The organism is Citrobacter sp. VF227 (assembly GCF_052950715.1).
In genome coordinates this window covers 203274-225061 of sequence record NZ_JBRFVF010000004.1, presented here as the reverse complement: position 1 = coordinate 225061, position 21788 = coordinate 203274, and the positions used below count along the sequence as shown (strand labels likewise).

22 protein-coding genes, 1 tRNA gene and 1 riboswitch are annotated in these 21788 nt (G+C 50.7%); of the genes, 6 read left to right on the top strand and 17 right to left on the bottom strand.

What is annotated here, in order from left to right; genetic code table 11:
- Positions 1-73: 73 nt before the first annotated feature.
- Positions 74-670, top strand: coding sequence for a hypothetical protein (locus tag ACU8YC_RS15635; RefSeq protein WP_286543948.1), 597 nt, complete (start codon positions 74-76; stop codon positions 668-670).
- Positions 671-1225: 555 nt separating this feature from the next.
- Here the strand turns inward: ACU8YC_RS15635 and eno are convergent.
- The 5 genes from eno to ACU8YC_RS15610 all read right to left on the bottom strand — a co-directional run bounded on the left by eno (position 1226) and on the right by ACU8YC_RS15610 (position 5391).
- Positions 1226-2512 carry a phosphopyruvate hydratase gene (eno, locus tag ACU8YC_RS15630; protein ID WP_151218365.1) on the bottom strand — a complete coding sequence of 429 codons (1287 nt, stop codon included), beginning with the start codon at positions 2510-2512 and terminating at the stop codon, positions 1226-1228.
- A gap of 15 nt (positions 2513-2527) precedes the next feature.
- On the bottom strand, positions 2528-2956 hold the full coding sequence (locus ACU8YC_RS15625) for a universal stress protein (protein ID WP_151218364.1): 429 nt from the start codon (positions 2954-2956) through the stop codon (positions 2528-2530).
- 3 nt (positions 2957-2959) lie between these two features.
- Positions 2960-3922, bottom strand: a complete 963-nt coding sequence (locus tag ACU8YC_RS15620; RefSeq protein WP_446895519.1) for a DHHA2 domain-containing protein — start codon at positions 3920-3922, stop codon at positions 2960-2962.
- A 42-nt stretch (positions 3923-3964) separates the two neighbouring features.
- Positions 3965-4040: riboswitch (Fluoride riboswitch) on the bottom strand.
- A 462-nt stretch (positions 4041-4502) separates the two neighbouring features.
- Positions 4503-4578, bottom strand: a tRNA-Phe gene (locus ACU8YC_RS15615).
- A gap of 105 nt (positions 4579-4683) precedes the next feature.
- Complete coding sequence (locus ACU8YC_RS15610; RefSeq protein WP_151218362.1) at positions 4684-5391, bottom strand: DUF554 domain-containing protein; 708 nt, start codon at positions 5389-5391, stop codon at positions 4684-4686.
- Positions 5392-5859: 468 nt separating this feature from the next.
- Here ACU8YC_RS15610 and ACU8YC_RS15605 point away from each other — a divergent pair, with 468 nt between their 5' ends.
- Positions 5860-7995, top strand: a complete 2136-nt coding sequence (locus tag ACU8YC_RS15605; RefSeq protein WP_151224323.1) for an ornithine decarboxylase — start codon at positions 5860-5862, stop codon at positions 7993-7995.
- A 52-nt stretch (positions 7996-8047) separates the two neighbouring features.
- Here the strand turns inward: ACU8YC_RS15605 and ACU8YC_RS15600 are convergent, their stop codons facing one another.
- From ACU8YC_RS15600 to mutY, 4 genes are all read right to left on the bottom strand, one after another.
- Positions 8048-9304, bottom strand: coding sequence for a nucleoside permease (locus ACU8YC_RS15600; RefSeq protein ID WP_003027130.1), 1257 nt, complete (start codon positions 9302-9304; stop codon positions 8048-8050).
- Positions 9305-9514: 210 nt separating this feature from the next.
- Positions 9515-10600: a membrane-bound lytic murein transglycosylase MltC gene (mltC, locus tag ACU8YC_RS15595; RefSeq protein ID WP_049001609.1), complete on the bottom strand. Its 1086-nt coding sequence runs from the start codon at positions 10598-10600 to the stop codon at positions 9515-9517.
- Between the two features lie 86 nt (positions 10601-10686).
- Complete coding sequence (locus ACU8YC_RS15590; RefSeq protein WP_003027126.1) at positions 10687-10956, bottom strand: oxidative damage protection protein; 270 nt, start codon at positions 10954-10956, stop codon at positions 10687-10689.
- Between the two features lie 27 nt (positions 10957-10983).
- Positions 10984-12036, bottom strand: a complete 1053-nt coding sequence (gene mutY / locus ACU8YC_RS15585; RefSeq protein WP_187253190.1) for an A/G-specific adenine glycosylase — start codon at positions 12034-12036, stop codon at positions 10984-10986.
- 160 nt (positions 12037-12196) lie between these two features.
- On the opposite strand from mutY, the gene trmB reads away from it, so the two are divergent.
- The 4 genes from trmB (at position 12197) to ansB (ending at position 15246) form a co-directional block, all read left to right on the top strand.
- Entirely contained in the window at positions 12197-12916 is a 720-nt protein-coding gene (gene trmB / locus ACU8YC_RS15580; protein WP_151218360.1) for a tRNA (guanosine(46)-N7)-methyltransferase TrmB, read from the top strand.
- Complete coding sequence (locus ACU8YC_RS15575; RefSeq protein WP_016154406.1) at positions 12916-13242, top strand: YggL family protein; 327 nt, start codon at positions 12916-12918, stop codon at positions 13240-13242. Before trmB ends, ACU8YC_RS15575 begins: the two co-directional genes overlap by 1 nt.
- Before the next feature lie 49 nt (positions 13243-13291).
- Positions 13292-14011: a YggN family protein gene (locus ACU8YC_RS15570; RefSeq protein WP_187253189.1), complete on the top strand. Its 720-nt coding sequence runs from the start codon at positions 13292-13294 to the stop codon at positions 14009-14011.
- A 188-nt stretch (positions 14012-14199) separates the two neighbouring features.
- On the top strand, positions 14200-15246 hold the full coding sequence (gene ansB, locus ACU8YC_RS15565) for an L-asparaginase 2 (RefSeq protein ID WP_101742768.1): 1047 nt from the start codon (positions 14200-14202) through the stop codon (positions 15244-15246).
- Between the two features lie 73 nt (positions 15247-15319).
- Here the strand turns inward: ansB and ACU8YC_RS15560 are convergent, their stop codons facing one another.
- From ACU8YC_RS15560 to ACU8YC_RS15525, 8 genes are all read right to left on the bottom strand, one after another.
- The gene (locus ACU8YC_RS15560) at positions 15320-16621 is read right to left on the bottom strand and encodes a TRAP transporter large permease (protein WP_151218359.1); all 1302 of its coding nucleotides are present in this window, start codon (positions 16619-16621) and stop codon (positions 15320-15322) included.
- The gene (locus ACU8YC_RS15555) at positions 16621-17124 is read right to left on the bottom strand and encodes a TRAP transporter small permease (protein WP_151218399.1); all 504 of its coding nucleotides are present in this window, start codon (positions 17122-17124) and stop codon (positions 16621-16623) included. Before ACU8YC_RS15555 ends, ACU8YC_RS15560 begins: the two co-directional genes overlap by 1 nt.
- 44 nt (positions 17125-17168) lie before the next feature.
- Entirely contained in the window at positions 17169-18155 is a 987-nt protein-coding gene (locus tag ACU8YC_RS15550) for a TRAP transporter substrate-binding protein (protein WP_446895518.1), read from the bottom strand.
- 312 nt (positions 18156-18467) lie between these two features.
- A complete protein-coding gene (hemW, locus tag ACU8YC_RS15545) occupies positions 18468-19604 on the bottom strand; it encodes a radical SAM family heme chaperone HemW (RefSeq protein ID WP_446895517.1) in 1137 nt (378 codons plus the stop codon).
- A complete protein-coding gene (locus tag ACU8YC_RS15540; protein ID WP_151218356.1) occupies positions 19597-20190 on the bottom strand; it encodes an XTP/dITP diphosphatase in 594 nt (197 codons plus the stop codon). Before ACU8YC_RS15540 ends, hemW begins: the two co-directional genes overlap by 8 nt.
- Positions 20191-20197: 7 nt before the next feature.
- A complete protein-coding gene (gene yggU / locus ACU8YC_RS15535; RefSeq protein WP_005123286.1) occupies positions 20198-20488 on the bottom strand; it encodes a DUF167 family protein YggU in 291 nt (96 codons plus the stop codon).
- A complete protein-coding gene (locus tag ACU8YC_RS15530) occupies positions 20485-21051 on the bottom strand; it encodes a YggT family protein (RefSeq protein ID WP_003027097.1) in 567 nt (188 codons plus the stop codon). The genes yggU and ACU8YC_RS15530 overlap by 4 nt, the downstream gene beginning before the upstream one ends.
- 18 nt (positions 21052-21069) lie before the next feature.
- The gene (locus tag ACU8YC_RS15525; RefSeq protein WP_151218355.1) at positions 21070-21774 is read right to left on the bottom strand and encodes a YggS family pyridoxal phosphate-dependent enzyme; all 705 of its coding nucleotides are present in this window, start codon (positions 21772-21774) and stop codon (positions 21070-21072) included.
- Between the last annotated feature and the right edge of the window lie 14 nt (positions 21775-21788).

Genomic DNA, 21788 nt, shown 5'->3' with positions numbered 1-21788 from the left:
TGGCAATAGTCAGCGCGTTCATCCCGTCAAATAACGTAGAAAACAGTAAGCATACAACGTAAGGAAAACAGAGATGAAAATACAAAAAACAGTCATGGTCGTTGCACTTCTGTCAGCAGGTCTGATGAGCGGTATTTCGAGCGCCGCGACCTCGTCTGCAGTTACCTGGAACCAAGTCAAAGGTGGAGAACAGTCAGTATTATGGGTAGTTAATAAACCGATCGCTTTCTCCTTTACGGTAACCCCCAGCGATATTGTGAGTGTGGACATTGCTGGAGTAGTTAATCTGGGAACCGGCGGCGTTGGTAACTACACAAATGGTCCTCAGGCGGTTGTGGCTACTGCGAAAGGACAGACGTATACAACTTTCCCCGGTGGTAACGTAAACCCTTATGCAGTGGGTTATACCATGCCTGACGGGACAGGGCAGTCATCCGACGAAGCTATGATACTGATATGGGCACCGACTGGAGGCGGTAAAGCACACGAGTGGTCCAAAGCGAAAACCGGAGATGGGGTCGAGACAATTTTCAATAAAGATGAAGCAGGAAGCATATCGGGAATGCTGTATGACATGTCAGGTTCTAGTCCTAAGATGATTACGAATATCGATAAAGTCAAATCAAAGAGTTTCGTTCTGAAACTCGACGTCAGTGCAAACAAGGCCTGATCCCGAGTTAGCTGATTGTCAGTCTGTCGGGCATTTGTCCTGATGGTCCGGGATAAGCATCCTTTACCGGGCCATCAACAGGAATATACCACTGGTCGTATTTGACCAGCCTGCTTACGATGATCTTCTTTCCAAATTTACACGGTCTATTACTTTTGCAATCCCGGCTCATCCGGTAAAACGATTTTGCTGACTCCATTGATTTTTGCCATGACGGAGTAAAATAGTTTTTCCCATAAACTGTTATTTGCCTGTTACCCACAGCGACTGAACCTGAAGGACCTGGACCCATTCATTTGTTGGTAATGATTCCCCGAATTTATCTGGCTCCCGGTCAAGGAGGTGACGTATCAGGGGATGGGGGCGGCTTCCGATGAACAGAGCAATTACAACGGCACTGGTATCATCCGGCAGTACGTTAAAAAAGACATCAGCGATCGGGAATACCAGACATGTTGCCAGGATTCCCATTGCTGTTGATAGTATGAGTATTTTTCAGTTCGCAGGACCACCTTAGCCCTTCCCGTATCTGAGCATACGGGAAGGATGACGGAATCAGCGTTTTTTGAAGGCGGTTTTACCGGCAAAGATAGCGGCGTCACCTAATTCATCTTCAATACGCATCAGTTGATTGTATTTCTCAATGCGTTCCCCGCGGCTGGGGGCGCCGGTTTTCAGATGACCGGCTCGCAGGCCGACAGTCATATCCGCAATGAAGCTGTCCACAGTTTCTCCGCTCCGGTGCGAAATAAAGGTTCCCCAGTTGTTATCCTGACACAACTGGACAGCTTCAATAGTTTCACTCAGGGTGCCTATCTGGTTCAGTTTTATCAATGCGGCATTGGCCAGGTTTTCATCGATACCTCGCTGGATATATTTCACGTTGGTCACAAAGATATCATCCCCAACCAGCTCAACTTTATCGCCGAGCGCGCGGTGCAGGATCTGCCAGCCAGCCCAGTCGTCTTCCGCCAGGCCATCTTCAATCAGGACAATCGGGAAATCATTCACCAATTGCTCATAGTAGCGGGTCATTTCGTCGGCGCTGAGCCGGGCATTTTCGGTACGCAGGATATATTTTCCATCGGTGTAGAATTCACTGGAAGCCGGATCCATACAAATAACGATATCTTCGCCCGGGCGGTATCCCGCCTTGTTAATTGCTTCCACGATAAGCTCCAGCGGCTGGCGATTTGAGGAAACAGCCGGTGCAAATCCTCCTTCATCGCCCACACCGGTGGATAAACCTTTTTCCAGCAGAACCTGACGCAGGGCCTGGTAAACCTCGCTACCCCAGCGAATAGCTTCACGTATGGAAGACGCCCCCCACGGTGCAATCATAAACTCCTGAAAATCTGCACCTTGCCAGCGAGCATGAACCCCGCCGTTAATGATATTCATACAGGGAACTGGCAGCAGATTCGCGCCGACGCCACCCAGATAGCGGTAGAGCGGGGTCGAGGAGAGTTGAGCCGCCAGGCGGGATACTGCCAGCGACACGCCAAGGATCGCATTGGCGCCCAGGCGGCCTTTGTTTTCTGTGCCGTCAAGGGCGATCAGGCAGTTGTCAATTTCCTTCTGGCGGCGTACATCGTAGCCCTGCAGAGCATCGTTAATTTCGGTATTGATACAGCGGACCGCATCCTGGACGCCTTTACCGCCAAAACGGGTCTTGTCACCATCGCGATGCTCGATGGCTTCACGGGAGCCGGTGCTGGCACCGGAAGGAACGGAGGCCCGTGCCATACAGCCACCCACAGACGTCACTTCAACCTCTACGGTTGGGTTGCCACGGGAATCCAGAATCTCTCTTGCGACAATACGTTCAATTTCAAAATTCATAAGTTTGACCTTCTTTTAAGGGGTTGGAATATGTTTAATCAGAACATCAACAGAAAGGTGATTGATGAATTCAAAAGAAAAGGAGGAAAAAAAACCGAACAGGTGATTTTTATGCCCCAGCATGACCAGGTCGATATCTTCGTGCTGCACAACGGCTTCGACGTCACGGAAACGATGAATGCTGACGATGGACCTGACTTCGATATCAACACTGCTGGACTCCACCAGGCGGCTCAGCATTGCTTTTGCATCAATAACGTCTTGGGATTGACGATCTTTGATTAATGAATCACTGGTGTAATCCAGCTCTCGGTAGTCAGCGCTGAGATGGCCGACAGTAATACGGGTCCCCATCTCTTTTGCCAGACCTTCTGCCTGCTCAAGCAACAGCAGGCCGTCAGTTTCATTTTCTACAAGTAACAATGCATGCCGATAAATTTGCATAAATCACCTCTTATAAGAAGCGATGCGGTCGGTCAGCCAGGGGAGGATTTCTTTTTTCCGGCTTGTCATGCCGGGCAGTGACTCCTGGCGGGAACCTGTCAGGCTGCTGTCTGAAAAAAACAACACGGAGTTCCGGCTGGTGATGTCTGTCACCATCAGGATCACCATTTCCTGCGCACTGTTCTTGCTGGTTTTATCTATTTCCTGCAGCAGCGCAGGTAACAGGGGAGTGATATCAGCCATGTTGCGTACCTCAATTTGTGACAACAACAGCGGCACATCATGGATCCAGTAATTTTTGGCGTCACGGTTGAGTAATGCTAATGCGGATTGCCCGGCTATATCTGTTTTGGCACGCAGCAGTCCGGCCACAAACTGGCCATAATCGATGTCGGCGATTTCCCGCAAAACAGCTACGGCTTCCTGATCCTGGATGGTGGTTGTGGGGCTGGTCAGCGCAACGGTATCACTGAGGATCGCCCCCATCAGTAGCACAGCCTGAGCGGCCGTCACCGGCATCGGAATGCCATGCTGAAGGATCGAGAGAATCACGGTTGCGCAGCATCCTACCGCCCGCACCCAGACATCCGGTGGATTGTGAGTAATGAGGGTGCCAATACGATGATGGTCAATGATGCCGATGACGTTGCTGTCCATCAGCGAAGAGGGCCCTTGCTCCGCATCTGTAAAATCAACCAGCCATACGGTTTTATCAGTCAGGTCGGCGGTGAGTAAATCGGGCTGTGAAACACCTGCGACGTTTAGGATATATTGGGTCTCTGGGGTGATCTCTCCAAGACGCCATGGGGTTGCAGGACGACCTGTGTAATTAAGCCAGTCAGCCACAACCAGCGCGCTGCAGACAGCATCACTGTCAGGATTTTTATGACCGAAGACATAGATTGAATTCTCTCTTTGAGAAGAGAGAGATTTTGCGGTAAGCGGTAATATGGTTTTATTTTGCATAGCGATACCTGACATACATGCCCGTAATAGGACTAATTTAACTGTATATCAGGCGTCATCATCCGGTATTGAAAACACCGGCGGTTGGGAAAGGTGGAACACCATCACCTTGTAAAACCATCTTATATGGGGCTTTGTATTAAATCAATATTAATTGTTGCGCTCTGATTTTGTGGTCATTCTGAATCATATTGATATCGTAGGCATAACACCCAAAAGATGACTAAAGCTAAATCAATCAGAGTGAAAAATGTTCGGCTTGATATAGGGATTGTTGTTGAGAGCTGGGGGTAGAGTTAGTGCTGGTGGTTCGCGTTTGACTTCAGACCGGACAAAGACCGGATATAGCCATGCAGTAATGAATCTGTCAGCCAGGTACTCATGTGAAATATAGTGTCGATTGGGGATTTGAAGTCTGACAGACAGGGCTATAGCGACCAGAGGGGCTGGTAGCTGCTCAAGAGAAATGCTCATGCTGGATGGTAGAAGCAGGGTAGGGGCATCAGCGGGCATCTCGACCAGATATCTACCGGAACCCCAAACGCAAAAAACCAGCCCTAAGGCTGGTTTTTCTAAATAGTGGTGCCCGGACTCGGAATCGAACCAAGGACACGGGGATTTTCAATCCCCTGCTCTACCGACTGAGCTATCCGGGCAACGAGGCGCATTAAACCCGATTCGCTTCGCTTCGTCAACGAAATTTCTTCAAATCAATGCAGACTGCACAATCTATCACCACATTGCTGGTATTGCACGCATTCTCAGGCAAAAAATGCTGTCCACGCGGCGGAAAGCGGCATTGCCAGCAGCAGGGCAGGAAGCATATTCACAACCGCAAACATTTTGATGCCGCAAATCCGCAAACCGGTTGCCAGTAGCAACAGTCCGCCTACAGCGCTGAAATCAGCCATCATGGCGGGCGTCGTCAGAGGCAAAATTAGTGCAGCACAGGTGGCAAGCGTCAACTGAATTGCCAGCATCGGTATGAAAATGGCAGACACGGCGATCCCTAGCGAGCAGGCGAAGATAATAGCGGTGAAGAAATCGAGAAATGACTTGGCGATTAAAATATTAGGATCGCCAGTCATCCCTTCATGGATCGCCCCGAATATCCCGGTCCCGCTGGCGCAAAACAGCACGATGATCGCCACATAGTTTTGGATAAAGGATTCGTGTGTAACGTTGGTGTCCGAGCGGGTGAAAAGCTGTTGCGCTTTGGCTACTGCGGCATTGATTCCTTTTTCCAGATGGCAGAATTCGCCAATTAATGCGCCGACCAACGTTGCCAGAACCATCACCGGCAAGTTAACGCATTTGATAACCAACAAGATACCAATTCCCAACGAGCACAACCCGAATATTGAGGTCATTGAGATCCGAATACGTTCGGGTAAGTGCTGGCTGAGCAGCGCGCCGAGAACGCCACCAAATAAAATGGCGCTGGCATTAATAAACGGTCCGATTACCACATTAGCTCCTGCATACCCATTATCGCCTTGATGCTAAAGGCAATTAGCTGGGTGAAATTATGTTTCAGATTGAATTATTATGCCGCTATTTTAAGACGAAATGCTTGTTTATCTGTGAGGTTTAAGCACAGGATTTTATCTTGCGCCTGTAGGTGAAAGGTGCCATGATTGCGCGAATTTTATCCTGTCTGAATGGGGCTGCCTGGGATGATATTACTTCCCCTACATCGCCTTCAACATCGCCTTTTTGCGCGACGTTTGCCCCTTTCTGCGACTTATCTTCACGCTCTCACCATGCGGTGAGGGCAGCGTACGCTCACTGCAGGATAACAGTAAAATCAGAGGCTATCTGCTTTTACTGATGTCTGGCGGTCGGGGCTGGTAACCAGTTTGACCCGTCATTTCGTGGGCAAAGCAATGCGGCTTTGTCCGGGACTTTTGATTTTCCCGAAACGGGTTATTGCGCTTATGAAATCAATGAAAATTGCCGCCAGTGGTGAACTGGCTTCTCGTCTTTCCAGCCATCGCCAGGTGGTTTCACTGGACAGCACCGATTTTACTGACGTTGCGGCAGTCGTCATTACCGTTGCGGACAGCCGCAGTGGGATCCTGGCCTTGCTGAAACGTACCGGTTTTCATATACCGGTGTTTTTGTTCGCAGAGTCTGATGTCGATGTGCCTGCGGGCGTTAACGTGGTGATTCACGGTCAGCCTCAGGACTGGCTGGAGCTGGAGTCTGCTGCCTGTCAGTATGAGGAAGCATTGCTGCCGCCGTTCTATGACACGCTCACCCAGTATGTCGAGATGGGGAACAGCACGTTTGCTTGTCCGGGGCACCAGCACGGTGAGTTTTTTAAAAAGCATCCGGCGGGACGACATTTCTACGAGTTCTTTGGCGAGAACCTGTTCCGCGCGGATATGTGCAACGCTGACGTTAAACTGGGCGATCTGCTGATTCATGAGGGATCAGCGAAACATGCGCAGAAATTTGCCGCGAAAGTTTTCCATGCGGATAAAACCTACTTTGTGCTGAATGGGACTTCTGCGGCGAATAAAGTGGTGACTAATGCGCTGCTGACACGCGGCGATCTGGTGTTGTTTGACCGCAACAACCATAAGTCCAACCACCACGGCGCGCTGATCCAGGCGGGTGCGACGCCGGTTTATCTGGAAGCGGCGCGTAATCCATTTGGTTTTATTGGCGGTATTGATGAGCACTGCTTTGATGAGGCGTATCTGCGCCAGCAACTGCGCGAAGTTGCGCCGCACAAGGCTGACCAGCCGCGTCCGTTCCGTCTGGCGATCATTCAACTGGGTACCTATGATGGTACGATCTACAACGCCCGACAAGTGATCGACAAGATCGGTAGTCTGTGCGATTACATCCTGTTTGATTCTGCCTGGGTTGGCTACGAGCAATTTATCCCGATGATGGCCGATGGGTCACCGCTGCTACTGGAGCTCAATGCTGACGATCCGGGGATCTTTGTCACCCAGTCGGTACACAAACAGCAGGCCGGATTCTCGCAAACCTCGCAGATCCACAAAAAGGATAACCATATTCGTGGTCAGGCGCGATTCTGCCCGCATAAGCGTCTGAATAATGCGTTTATGCTGCATGCTTCCACCAGTCCGTTTTACCCGCTGTTTGCGGCGCTGGATGTGAACGCCAAAATCCATGAAGGCGAGAGCGGTCGTCGGCTATGGGCGGAGTGTGTGGCGCTGGGGATCGAGGCCCGTAAAGCGATTATTGCCTGCTGTAAGATGATTCAGCCGTTTATTCCTCCGGTAGTTGATGGCAAACCGTGGGAAAGCTATCCAACGCCGGTGATCGCCAGCGAGCGCCGCTTCTTTAGCTTTGAACCGGGCGCTAAATGGCATGGTTTTTCCGGCTATGCGCGCGACCAGTATTTCGTTGATCCCTGCAAGCTGTTGTTAACCACTCCAGGCATTAATGCGCAAACAGGACAATATACTGAGTTTGGTATTCCGGCGACGATTCTGGCGCATTACCTGCGTGAAAACGGTATCGTGCCGGAGAAATGCGACCTTAACTCGATTTTGTTCCTGCTGACCCCGGCAGAAAGCCCCGAGAAACTGGCGCAACTGGTGGCGATGTTGGCGCAGTTTGAGCAGCATATTGAGGACGATACGCCGCTGGCAGACGTGCTGCCCTCCATCTTCAACAAGTATCCGGTACGTTACCGGGATTACACGCTGCGTGAACTGTGTCAGGAGATGCACGATTTATACGTCAGCTTTGATGTGAAGGATCTGCAAAAAGCGATGTTCCGCCAGGAGAGTTTACCTGCCGTGGCGATGAACCCGCAGGATGCCAACAGCGCCTTTATCCGTGGTGATGTTGAACTGGTGCGTATTTGTGATGCCGCAGGTCGCGTTGCTGCAGAAGGTGCGCTGCCTTATCCTCCGGGCGTGCTGTGCGTGGTACCGGGTGAAGTCTGGGGCGGGGCAGTGCAACGTTATTTCCTGGCGCTGGAAGAGGGCATAAACCTGTTGCCGGGCTTTTCGCCGGAGCTGCAAGGCGTTTACAGTGAAACGGATGCAGACGGTATTAAGCGTCTGTATGGATATGTTGTGAAGTAAGCACAAAAAAAGCGGGTTACCTTTTGGTAACCCGCTTTTCTCTGCGTAAACGTTAGTGCGCGATAGTTTGGGTGCCAGCCGGAACGCGTACGTGTTTGTATTTAAACAGCGCCACGAAGGCAAAAGCCAGTACCAGCGAGTAGCCAGCGAAGATCAGCCATACGGTCTGCCAGTCGGTAATACCGTTCAGCGTATAGTGTTCAACCACTTTACCGCTCACCAGACCGCCAAGAATACAGCCGAAGCCGTTGGTCATCATCAGGAACATACCTTGTGCGCTGGCGCGGATTTCAGGGCGAACTTCTTTCTCTACGAACACCGAGCCAGAGATGTTGAAGAAGTCGAAGGCGCAGCCGTAAACAATCATCGACAGAACCAGCAGCACGGTACCGAACGGCGTTGGATCGCCGTAGGCAAACAGGCCGAAGCGCAACATCCACGCCACAATACTGATCAGCATTACATTCTTAATACCGTAACGGCTCAAGAAGAATGGGATGGTCAGGATAAACAGCGTCTCGGAAATCTGCGAGATCGACATCATCACCGAGGCGTGTTCAACGATGAAGCTACCGGAGAACAGCGGGTTGTTATCGAAGCTGTGCAGGAAGGTATTACCGAACATATTGGTAATTTGCAGCTCAGCGCCCAGCATCATTGAGAAGATGAAGAAAATCGCCATGCGCTTGTTTTTAAACAGCGCGAAAGCATCCAGGCCCAGCATGGACGACCAGCTCTGGTTTTTCTGCTGGTTAGCAACCGGAATATGCGGCAGCGTCAGCGTGAACAGCGCCAAAACAACGGACAGCGTGGCACCGATATACAGCTGCATATGACTCAGCTCGAAGCCGGAGAAGCTTACTCCCCACATCGCCATAATAAAGCCGATGGTGCCCCAAATACGAATTGGCGGGAAGTCTGTAACGATATCCATCCCGGCTGACTGCAGGCGATAGTAAGAAATGGTGTTGATTAACCCCAGCGTTGGCATATAGGCCAGGGAGTTAAGCAAGATCACAAAGAACATGGCACCAGGGGTGGTGACTTCGGCTGCGGCGAACAGCGTGGCTGCGCCGACCAGGTGACAAATGGCGTACACCCATTTCGCACTGATCCATTTGTCGGCCACGATCCCTAACAGGGTAGGCATAAACACGGCGGCGATCCCCAGCGAGCTATACACTGCGCCAATGGATGCACCATCGAATTTTAGGGTGACAAACATATAGGAGCCGAGGGTAGTGAGCCAACTACCCCATAAGCAGAACTGCAGAAACGAGAGCACTTTCAGCTGCAGCTTAAGATTCATGTTAATTTCCTCACACCGTAATGCGGATGAATGTTTTAAAAGGCACATTTGCCGGGGCTTGATGATGTGATTCTATCAACGAGAGACACTCTTTTTTTGTTACCTGTGACAAATATTTGCAAACAATTTCTGATTGCAAAGCAAAAGAGTGATGGAGTTAACACTTTACCCTCTTCTGGCCCCGTTTTCCGGGGCAGGAGAGGGGATATATTAGCGGCGTCGATATGATTTTTGTGCGGAATTGACCTTGTAAAGGTATCGGCGTGATTCAGCAGACGGATGTCGGGTGGTCAGCGTTTGATAAACGTCCCCCGGGGTCATGCTGTTGATAATATTTGCGGCCTGAATTTTATCGTTCGAGAAAACGCGTAGCACGCTGCCCGCACCGCCGTTATACGCGGTGATCACCGCATAGCGACGGGAGGTTGGATTATCAATGCCGCCTAAATAGACATTATTGAGCATTGCCAGATAAGCGGTACCGGTATCAATGTTGCTGGCCGGGTCAAACAGGAAGCTACGGCTCGGCGTGCCGGAGCGCCCCTGCGAACGAAATACATCTTTCCCGGCGCTGTGTTGCACCACCTGCATCAGCCCCAGCGCATCGGCATGGCTGACCGCATACGGGTTAAATGAGGATTCGGTTTGCATGATGGCCAGAATCAGTGACTCATCGACGCCATACTTACGCGAAGCCTGACGCACCATGCCGACGTATTTATGCGCGCGCTTATCAAGGTGGTTCGGTACCAGATTGATTGTCACGCTATAGATGATGCGAATACCGTTGCTGCGGCTTTTCAGGCGCGTTTTCAGCAGATAGTCAGCGAAATTGGTGGCGCGGCCCTCCCAACGAATTGGCTGGCCAGTATTATCGACCACTTGCCCGTACAGGAACGGCTCTTTGGAAATCTTAATGTCGTCGACATCGGAATAGAGGTCGATAGACCCCGGATCATCGCCCATCAGCAATGTCTTGATAATCGCCCGACGCAGGTGTCCGGCGGGATCTGTCCCGGCTATGGTTTCGACGGTTATCGTGCCGTCATCAAAGTTGATATGGCTGCGGGTTTGATACTGATCGGTATACTTTACGTAGTCCTTTGGACCCGCAATCAGCACTTCCTTAAACCCCCACAGATTCTCAATGTTATGGGCAAATTGCCCCATCAGAATATCAAAACCGTTGGTATCCTTGACCCAGGCTTCGTTATAGGAATCGCCTTTTTTGGTCGAACTGGAACAGGAGATGAGCAACGGCGCAATAACGGCAAGCGCGAGAAATTTTTTCATCATTCCGGGAGTGCGTGTTGTGTTTGTTATTTGCAAGGACCAGATTAAATCGTAGACCGGATAAGCACAGCGTCATCCGGCAACGGCTCTTATGACTCTGGTGTATAGCCTTCAATATGCACATCTTTGCCTTCAAACAGGAAATTGATCATCTCCTGCTCAAGCAGTTTACGGTGCTCAACGTTCATCATATTGAGCTTCTTCTCGTTAATCAGCATGGTTTGCTTATGCTGCCATTGCGCCCATGCTTCTTTAGAAATTTCGTTATAGATGCGTTTCCCCAGATCGCCCGGGTACAGCTGAAAATCCTGGCCTTCGGCTTCGCGTTGCAGGAAAGTGCAAAAAATTGTTCTGCTCATAAAAAATCCTCTCTATCGACCGGTACGTTAAACGTGTGTACCGGCACGTAATTGCTGTAACAAACGCTCCACGGGGGCCGCCAGTCCGACCGACGGCGGTTGCGCTAAGTTATACCAGAGCGCGTTGCCTTCATCCATGCATGAGCTGAACGAAGACACGGGAAGCCACATAGGCACAATATCTAAGTGGAAATGGCTAAAGGTATGGCGAAACGCATTAAGTTGGGTCAGATTATCTGCGTTAATTTGCCGTTGCGCCAGCCAGTTGCGCAGCCCGTTTTCATCGTCAAACTGCGGAAAACAGTATAAACCACCCCATAAGCCGCTGGGGGGGCGCTGCGCGAGCAATACTTCGTCATTATGCTGCATCAGTAAAAAATAGCCCGTCCGTTCCGGCAGCGTTTGTTTGGGCTTTTTACCCGGGTAAAGCGCCCAGCTTGCATTGGCGCTGGCCACACAGCCATTATCCAACGGACACAGAGAACATTTAGGCTTGGATCGCGTACAGACCATGGCGCCTAAATCCATCATCGCCTGATTAAATCGCTCAACGCCATGGGCGGGCGTCACCTGCTCGCTCAACTCCCACAGCTTCTTTTCGACCTCTTTTTTACCCGGCCAGCCGCTTACAGCATAACAGCGAGCCAGCACGCGTTTGACGTTACCGTCGAGAATCGGAAAATGCTGACCCAGAGAAAGAGAAAGGATCGCGCCTGCGGTTGAACGTCCGACGCCTGGCAGAGCAGCCACCTCATCAAAGGTTTGCGGGAATGTGCCGCCATGTAGCGTGACAACCTGCTGCGCGGCTTTATGCAGATTACGCGCTCGGGCGTAATAGCCCAGCCCGGTCCATAAATGCAGGACTTCATCCAGCGGCGCATGGGCTAAATCTGTTACCGTTGGGAAGCGCGCCATAAAACGCTCAAAATAGGGGATTACGGTCGCAACCTGGGTTTGTTGCAGCATCACCTCAGAGAGCCATACTTTGTAAGGCGTCTTGTCAATTTGCCAGGGTAGCGTTTTCCGCCCGTATTTGTCGTACCAGCTCAACACCTGAGCCGAGAATTGAGACGCTTGCATGATTACCGTTTCATTATTGCCGGGGGCAAGATTGCAGCACAGCGGCAACGGGGTGTAAACCGGAACTTTCCGCTGCTCACTTTCTTCCTTTACTTGCATCCGGCAACTAACTTTGGATAATGCCCGTTTTCAGTCCTCAAACACAGCAGACTAAACTTTTATGAAGAACGACGTCATTTCACCGGAATTTGATGAAAACGGCCGCCCTCTGCGCCGGATTCGTAGTTTTGTTCGTCGCCAGGGGCGACTGACCAAAGGGCAGGAACACGCGCTGGAAAACTACTGGCCGGTGATGGGCGTTGAGTTCAGCGAAGAGCCCGTGGATTTCGCTGAACTGTTTGGTCGTGATGCGCCAGTCACTCTTGAAATTGGTTTTGGTATGGGGGCTTCGCTGGTGGCGATGGCGAAAGCGCGTCCGGAGCAAAATTTCCTCGGTATTGAGGTTCACTCCCCGGGTGTTGGCGCGTGTCTGGCTTCAGCGCATGAAGAGGGCGTCGAAAACCTGCGCGTCATGTGCCATGATGCCGTTGAAGTCCTGCATAAAATGATTCCTGACAATTCTTTATCTATGGTTCAGCTGTTTTTCCCTGACCCGTGGCATAAAGCACGTCATAATAAACGCCGTATCGTTCAGGTACCGTTTGCTGAGCACATCTTAAGCAAGCTGAAGCTGGGCGGCGTATTCCACATGGCAACCGACTGGGAAGCTTATGCGGAACACATGCTGGAAGTGATGTCCTCCATTGACGGGTATAAAAACCAGTCAGAGAGTAACGATTATGTACCGCGCCCACAATCGCGCCCGGTAACCAAATTTGAACAACGTGGTCATCGTCTTGGCCACGGCGTATGGGACTTAATGTTCGAGAGGGTGAAATAATGGCAAAGAACCGTAGCCGTCGTCTGCGTAAAAAGATGCACATCGACGAATTCCAGGAAGTAGGATTTTCGGTTGCATGGCGTTTCCCGGAAGGTACATCTGGAGAGCAGGTCGATCAAATCGTTGATGACTTTATCAATGAAGTTATCGAACCGAACAAGCTGGCTTTTGATGGCAGCGGCTATCTGGCCTGGGAAGGTTTGATCTGTCTGCAGGAAATCGGCAAATGCACCGAAGAACATCAGGCAATCGTGCGTAAGTGGCTGGAAGAGCACAAACTCGAAGAAGTGCGTACCAGCGAACTTTTCGATATTTGGTGGGACTAAGTAGCACAGGGTCGGCAAATGCCGGCCCGATTTGTCTTGAGGGAAAGATATGATGCGCAAAACGCTGCTGGCGGCAGTTCTGACGTTTACGGCGATGGCCGCACATGCAGATTATAAGTGCAGCGTCACCCCGCGTGACGATGTGATTTTGAGCCCACAAACGGTTCAGGTGAAGGGAGAGAACGGCGACCTGGTGATTACTCAGGCCGGAGATATCACCTTCAATGGTAAACAGTACACCCTGAGCGCCGCACAGCGTGAGCAGGCCAAAGATTATCAGGCGGCGTTGCGTAGCAGCCTGCCGTGGATTGACGACGGTGCCAGAGAGCGTGTTGAGAAAGGTCGCGTAGCGCTGGATAAAATCATTGCCAAAGAAGTCGGTGAAAGCAGCAATATGCGCGGGCGTTTAACCAAGCTCGATGCGCAACTGAAAGAGCAGATGAACCGGATCATTGAGCATCGTACTGACGGTCTGACCTTCCATTATAAGGCGATTGACCAGGTTCGCGCGGACGGACAGCAACTGGTGAATCAGGCGATGGGCGGTATTTTGCAGGACAGTATCAACGAAATGGGCGCCAAAGCCGTGCTGAAAGGCGGCGGTAATCCGCTGCAGGGCGTACTCGGAAGCCTCGGTGGTTTGCAGACTTCAATTCAAAATGAATGGAAGAATCAGGAACAAGACTTCCAGCAATTTGGCAAAGATGTTTGTGCCCGCGTCGTGACGCTGGAAAACGATCGTAAAACGCTGGTTAGCACTCTGAAATAATCTTCACCTCTTTTTAACGGCACAGAAACATTCTGTGCCGTTTTATTTTGTATATTTCTGTTTTTTTGATATCCATCTCTAAGAATGACAATTTGATGGAGATATAAATCTGGTTAATTGGATGGCGTCACATTATTCATCTGTGAGATAGACATAATGCTGCAAATTCAAGTAACTGGAGAAATAACATGGAGTTTTTCAAGAGAACGGCACTTGCCGCACTGGTTATGGGTTTCAGCGGCGCGGCGCTTGCACTGCCAAATATCACTATTTTAGCGACCGGTGGGACGATTGCCGGCGGTGGTGATTCCGCGACAAAATCTAACTACACTGCAGGCAAGGTCGGCGTAGAAAATCTGGTTGAAGCCGTACCTCAGTTGAAAGATATCGCCGTGGTTAAAGGCGAGCAGGTGGTGAACATCGGCTCTCAGGATATGAATGACGACGTCTGGTTAACGCTGGCGAAAAAGATTAATACCGAGTGTGATAAAACAGACGGCTTCGTGGTAACACATGGTACGGATACCATGGAAGAAACCGCCTATTTCCTCGATCTGACTGTCAAATGCAACAAGCCTGTGGTGCTGGTAGGTGCTATGCGTCCGTCTACGGGTATGAGCGCTGATGGCCCGTTCAACTTATATAACGCCGTGGTAACCGCCGCAGATAAAGCCTCTGCCAACCGCGGTGTGCTCGTGGTGATGAACGACACCGTTATGGATGGTCGCGACGTGACCAAAACCAACACTACGGATGTCGCTACCTTCAAATCCGTTAACTATGGTCCTTTGGGCTATATCCATAACGGTAAAATCGACTACCAGCGTACGCCTGCGCGTAAGCACACCACATCCACGCCGTTCGATGTTTCTAAGCTGACCGAGCTGCCGAAAGTTGGGATTGTTTATAACTACGCTAACGCCTCCGACCTGCCAGCCAAAGCATTGGTGGACGCGGGGTACGCCGGGATCGTCAGTGCGGGTGTAGGTAACGGTAACCTGTATAAAACCATTTTCGATACGCTGGCAACTGCCGCTCATAAAGGTACCGTTGTGGTGCGTTCATCCCGTGTACCAACGGGCGCCACCACCCAGGATGCTGAAGTTGATGATGCGAAGTACGGCTTTGTGGCTTCAGGCTCGCTGAATCCGCAAAAAGCCCGCGTGCTGCTGCAGCTGGCGCTAACGCAGACCAAGGATCCTAAGCAGATCCAGGAAATGTTTAATCAGTACTAATTGCATAAAAAATGCCCCAACCGTCACGTTGGGGCATTCTCCAGAGATAGCTTGTCTCTGTAACTCTTCGTATTTACATCAACCCCAGCATCTGTGGAATAAACAGAGAGATCTGTGGAATGTATATGATCATCATAAGTGCGACCAGCAATGCGGCGTAAAATGGCAGCAGGGGTTTGATCAATTGCTGAATCTTCACGCCTGAGATTGAACAACCCACAAATAATGCACTTCCTACAGGTGGTGTCAGCAAACCAATGCACAGGTTGGCGACCATCATGATGCCGAAATGTACCGGATCCATACCCAGCTCTTGAGCGATTGGCAAGAAAATGGGGGTAAAGATCAGTACTGCCGGGGTCATATCCATAAAGATCCCAACAACCAGCAATACAATATTGATTAATAGTAGAATAATCAGTGGATTATCGGAAATACCCATTAATGTATCACTGATCATATAAGGAATGTCGGCATTGGTCATTGCCCAGGACATGCCGACAGAGAAGCCGATCAGTAACAGTACAATAGAGGTCATCACGACTGATTCCAGGATCAGTTTTGGTAAATCACGCCATTTAACTTCCCGATAAATCAGCACCGAGAGAATGAAGGTGTAGATGACAGCAATCGCTGAGGCTTCTGTTGCGGTAAAGATCCCACCCAAAATACCGCCCATCACAATAATGACCAGTAACAGACTCGGTAGCGCATCCAGAAGCGCTTTTACTGCCTGTGCGCAGGTTGGTCTTTCCGACAGGGGATAACCACGGCGTTTGGCGATAATCGCGCATACCACCATGATAGAAAGCCCCATCAGGATCCCAGGTAAATAACCCGCCATAAACAACGAGGCAACCGAAACACCGCCGGCAGTGAGAGAAAACACAATTAACACATTTGATGGTGGGATTAACAGCCCGGTAATACAGGAGGAAACGTTAACGGCTGTAGAGAAGGTTGGATCGTATCCTTGCTTTGTCTGAATAGGATTAAGTGTACCGCCAACGGCGGCAGCAGCGGCAACGGCAGAGCCGGAAATCGAACCAAACATCATGTTTGCCAGCACGTTGACATGACCAAGTGAACCAGGAACTCGTCCAACCATCACCTGCGCCAGGTTAATTAGCCGGATGGCGATCCCACCGCTGTTCATCAGCGTACCCGCGAAGATGAAAAATGGGATAGCCAGTAGGGCAAAATTATCTAATCCATTTGCCAGGCGCTGAGAGACGGTGATAACGGCAACATCCCAGGGAAACATCAGCAGCATGGAGGCCACGGTGGCAATGCCAATAGAGAAAGAGATAGGTACGCCAATAAATACCAGAGCAAAGAAGCAGCCGAATAGGGTAAGTGCGATATAACCGTCCATCAAATTGCTCCCAGAGAAGATTTTTTCAATTGCTGAACATTTTGGTGAATAAACCACAGGGCGTAGAACATCATGACTGCGCCGCTTAGCGGCAGGATGATATACACATAGCCCATCGGTATTTGCATGGCCGCAGAAACTTGTGCCGTTGCCAGTGTTTTATTAATCAGCTTGATACCGCCAGTGACGATGACTGAGCCAGCAAAGCCGAAAATCAGCAGATTAATGAATATGCTCAACAAAGCCTGTTTACGTTTATTGATCGACATGGCCAGTAGATCGATGGACAGGTGGCGTTGGGCACCTACGGTATAGGCTGCACCTAATAATCCGACCCAGATCATTAAGAAGCGCGCCAGTTCGTCAGTTAAGGTACTGGGCTGATTGAGTACGTAGCGGCTAAAAACCTGCCAGACTACGCAGACAACCAGCGCAATCATTACGGTGACCGAAAATGTAGCAATGACGCGGTCTACCGCAAGTTTAAGGCGGTTAAATATCATCATTAGGATCCTGGTGAAACGGGGCCAGTTACTGGCCCTTAAGGTTATTGTGCAGCGTCTTCAAACTTCGCCAGCAGGGCGGCTTGTTTTGGGTCTTTTTTGAAATCATCAAACAGTGGCTGAACGGCAGCACGGAAAGGGGCTTTTTCTACTTTCACGATTTCGCCACCCATGACTTTTGCCTGAGCACGGGTATCGGCATCGATTTTATCCCACAATTTTTGTTGATAAGCTTCGGAGTTTTTAGCAGCCTGGGCGAGTATTTGTTGTTGCTCTGGCGTCAATTTGTTCCATGTTTTGGTCGAGATAACCAGAAAATCTGGAATAGAGGCATGCTCGTCTTCGGAGAACACCTTGGCAATTTCAATATGGCGGGTTTGTACCCATGACGGGACGTTGTTCTCCGCGCCATCCACTACGCCTTGCTGCATCGCTGTATAAACTTCGCCAAAGGAAATTGGCGTAGGTGATCCCCCCATCAACTCAATCATTTTAATGGTTGTTGGGCTGGGCTGAACACGGACTTTTAGACCTTTTAGATCGTCTGGCTTGGTAATTGGCTGTTTAGCATAAAAACTACGCGTACCGGCAACATAGGCAGACAAAGCAAAGAATCCTTTCTCTTTAGTGGATTCCATAATTTCTTTACCAACCTCACCAAATACAACCTTGTTGAAATGATTTTGATCTTTAAATAAGAAAGGTAAATTATAAATAGCGTAAATATTATCAAAAGACTCTAAATCACTGGCAGAACCTTTGGTCATATCCAGCGCACCATTTTGCAATAGCTCCATTGTTTCACGAGCATTACCCATTTGGCTGCTGGGATAAATTCGCACAGTCATTTTGCCGTCGGACAGTTGTTTCACCTCTTTGGCCATCTCTTCAAAGGCCTGGTGGACAACATGGCTTCGTTCCAGGTTGTGTGCCAGTTTAAGGGTAACTTTCTCAGCAGCATTTACGCCAGCGCTAAGCAACGTCAGTAAGGACGCACAGACCAACGAGCGGGAAAAGGTTCTGATTTTCATAAGTAAGCTCCGTGCTTTAAGGTACAGTAATTGGTTGACATCTCATAATGTCCAAACTGTTTCTGTATGATAAGTCTTCATAGTTGTCAGACATCTATTCGCTATCTTAATCAGATACCTTTCACATGGCAGTAGTTTGATCTTATTTTGTGCGCTGTGTTCAATATATTTACTTTTGAGTGGGGGGGTATTTGAACAACATAAAATAATTAATGCAGGTATTGTTCAGAAATAACTTCTGATATATTCGGTTTTACCGAGTTTATGGTTTTATAGGGCGAAATAAATATGCGCCCGCAGGCGCATCGGTGATTATTCTGCGAGGAACAATTCAAGGAGGGAGTTCAAAAACAGCTTACCGTGTTGGGTAATCTGCCAGTATTCATCGCATTCACTCAGGTAGCCCAGGGCAATAGCTTCATCGATCTGTTGACGAATAACGTCTTCGGTAAGCCCGGTATATTGCGTGAACTCCGCGCGAGGCGCGGCTTCCAGTAGCCGGAAACGGTTCATAAAGAACTCGAATGGTTTATCGGCCTCGGCGACATCACGCTGACTTTCCAGATAACGCCCCTGCATGTACCCGCGCGGATGCCGCGTTTTAGTGGTGCGCAGAATGCGACCGTCAGGGAACGTGACTTTGCCATGGGCGCCACAGCCAATGCCAAGATAGTCGCCAAAACGCCAGTAATTAAGATTGTGCTGACACTGATAGCCTGGCTTCGCATAGGCTGAGGTTTCGTACTGCTGATACCCGGCGGCGGTCAGCAACTGGTGGCCTTGCTCAAAAATATCCCACAGCGCGTCGTCGTCCGGTAATACCGGCGGTCGGGACCCGAACAGCGTGTTGGGTTCGATGGTCAACTGATACCAGGAAAGATGCGGCGGATTGAGCGCGATGGCCTGCTGCAAATCACCCAGCGCCTCTTCCAGCGTCTGATCCGGTAAACCATGCATCAGGTCGAGGTTAAAGCTGCGTAGTCCCAGACCACTCGCCAGGTGCGCTGTGCGTTTGGCTTCTTCCGGCCCGTGAATACGTCCCAGACGTTCGAGCTTGGTGGAGCTAAAGCTCTGTACGCCAATCGAGATACGATTTACGCCAGCGCGTTGATAATCAAGAAAGCGAGCGGCTTCCACCGTCCCGGGATTCGCCTCCATGGTGATTTCTGCATCTGCGGCCAGATTCAGCCGTGCGCGCACGCCGTCGAGCAGCGTTTGCATTGCCGGGCCAGAAAGCAGGCTCGGCGTACCACCACCGATAAAAATCGTCTTTACTTCACGTCCCTGGGCGTGGGCCACCTCAGAATCGAGATCGCTCAGCAGGTGCTGAACATAGTCGTCATGAGGAACCTCGCCCTTGAGCGCATGCGAGTTAAAGTCGCAATACGGGCATTTCTGCACGCACCACGGGATGTGAATATAAAGACTTAGCGGCGGAAGCTTAACCATTACGCAGGGCATCCAGCAGCAGCTTCAGCGCCTGCCCGCGGTGAGAAATCGCACTTTTTTCTTCGCGGGTTAGCTCTGCAGCTGTTTTTCCTTCGGACGGCACAAAAAAGATTGGGTCGTAACCAAAACCACCGTTTCCGGCCGGTTCACGGGTAATCACGCCCGGCCAGCTTCCGTGGCACACTAAAGGCGTGGGATCGTCCGCATGGCGCATATACACTAGCACGCAGTGGAATTGCGCCTGACGCTGGTCATCCGGGACATCCCGCAGGGTGTGCAGCAGTTTTTCCAGGTTCTGTCTGTCAGTCGCATCCTCACCGGAATAGCGGGCCGAATAGATGCCAGGCGCGCCGCCAAGGGCATTAACCGCCAGGCCGGAGTCATCAGCAATGGCTGGCAAACCTGTAATTTGTGCGGCATGACGCGCCTTCAGAATGGCGTTCTCAATAAACGTCAGCCCGGTCTCTTCTGCAGAATCAACACCCAGATCCGTTTGGGCAACAACATCAAGACCGAAATCACTCAGAAGAGAGGCGAGTTCACGCACTTTACCGGCATTGCCGGTCGCAAGGACAACTTTTTGCATGGGATACCTAATCAGTTAGTGCCGCAATTTCGGGCGGGATTTGTTGCGGATGAATAATTTTAACCTGTTTATGGCGGCCAAGCTCGCCCTTCTCAATGACGACCTGGCTTTTCGCTACGCGGAACTGTTTGCCGAGAAACTTCACCAGATGACTGTTGGCTTGTCCATCAACCGGTGGGGCGGTAATGGCGACTTTTAGCTCGTCGCCATGTAAACCCACAATACTGTCACGGCTGGCTTTCGGCTGAATGTAGAGCCGTAAAACCAGACCGTCATCGCAGGGTGTTACGGCACTCATAGCGCCATCCACAGCCCCGGCAGCAGTATGTTGCCTGTCGCTTGTAATACTTCCGCGATCCCCATGTTGATGACATAGAGCAGCAGAACCAGGATCATCGGAGAGAAATCGATCCCGCCCATACCAGGAAGGATACGACGAATAGGACGCAACAGTGGATCCGCCAGTTGAATCAGCACGTACTCCACCGGGCTGCGGCCCTGGCTGACCCAGCTCATAATCGCCATCACCAGCAGCACCCAGAAAATCAGCAGCCCAATGGTCTTCAGGACAATCAGTACGGCGGCGATCCAGATGATCGGCTGGAACGTGACCACCTTAAACAGCACGATGGCTTTGATAAAGCTGAGAACGAGTGCAACCAATGCTGATGCGCTGTCAATTGGCCCCATCGGCGGAATAATACGGCGTAACGGGCCGATAATGGGCTGAGTGATTTTCACAATAAACTGCGAGAACGGGTTGTAGAAATCGCAGCGAGACCATTGCATCCACACGCGCAGCAGAAGCGCCATGGTATACAGCTCAATTACCGTTGAGAGCAGGAAGGTCAACGTATTCATGGTGTTCCTTAGTTTTCCTTATTTTTTAGTGTAATCACGAGCACCAAAAATGGCAGTGCCGATGCGCACCATTGTGCTACCCGCCGCGATAGCGGCATCCATATCATCAGACATCCCCAGTGAGAGCGTATCGATATTTGGGTAGCGTGTTTTCAACCCGGCAAATGCTACCGCCATTTGCTGTGCAACTTCAAACTGCCTTACATAATCTGACTCTGGCGCCGGAATAGCCATCAAACCTCGCAGGGTAATGCGCGGCAGCGCGGCGACTTCAGCGGCCAGGGCATCAAGCTCTGCCAACGGAATCCCCGACTTACTGTTCTCATCGCTGATATTAATCTGGATCAGCACATTCAGCGGCGGCAGGCCTTCTGGGCGCTGTTCGCTCAGGCGGGCAGCGATGCGCAGACGATCAATCGTATGGCACCAGTCAAAATGTTCAGCGACCAGACGACTTTTGTTGGACTGCAGCGGGCCGATAAAGTGCCACTGCAGATCGTTGACGCCTTTTTCCTGGAAGTAGCGGATTTTATCCACCCCTTCCTGAACATAGTTTTCACCGAAGGCACGCTGCCCCGCGGTAATGGCTTCTTCGATGGCGCTCGCAGGTTTGGTTTTGCTGACTGCAAGCAACATAACTTCTTCTGAAGACCGCCCGCAACGCGTCGCGGCGGCTGAGATTTTGTCCCGGACATGTGCCAGGTTATGCGCGATATCGTTCATTTTCCGAGGATGTT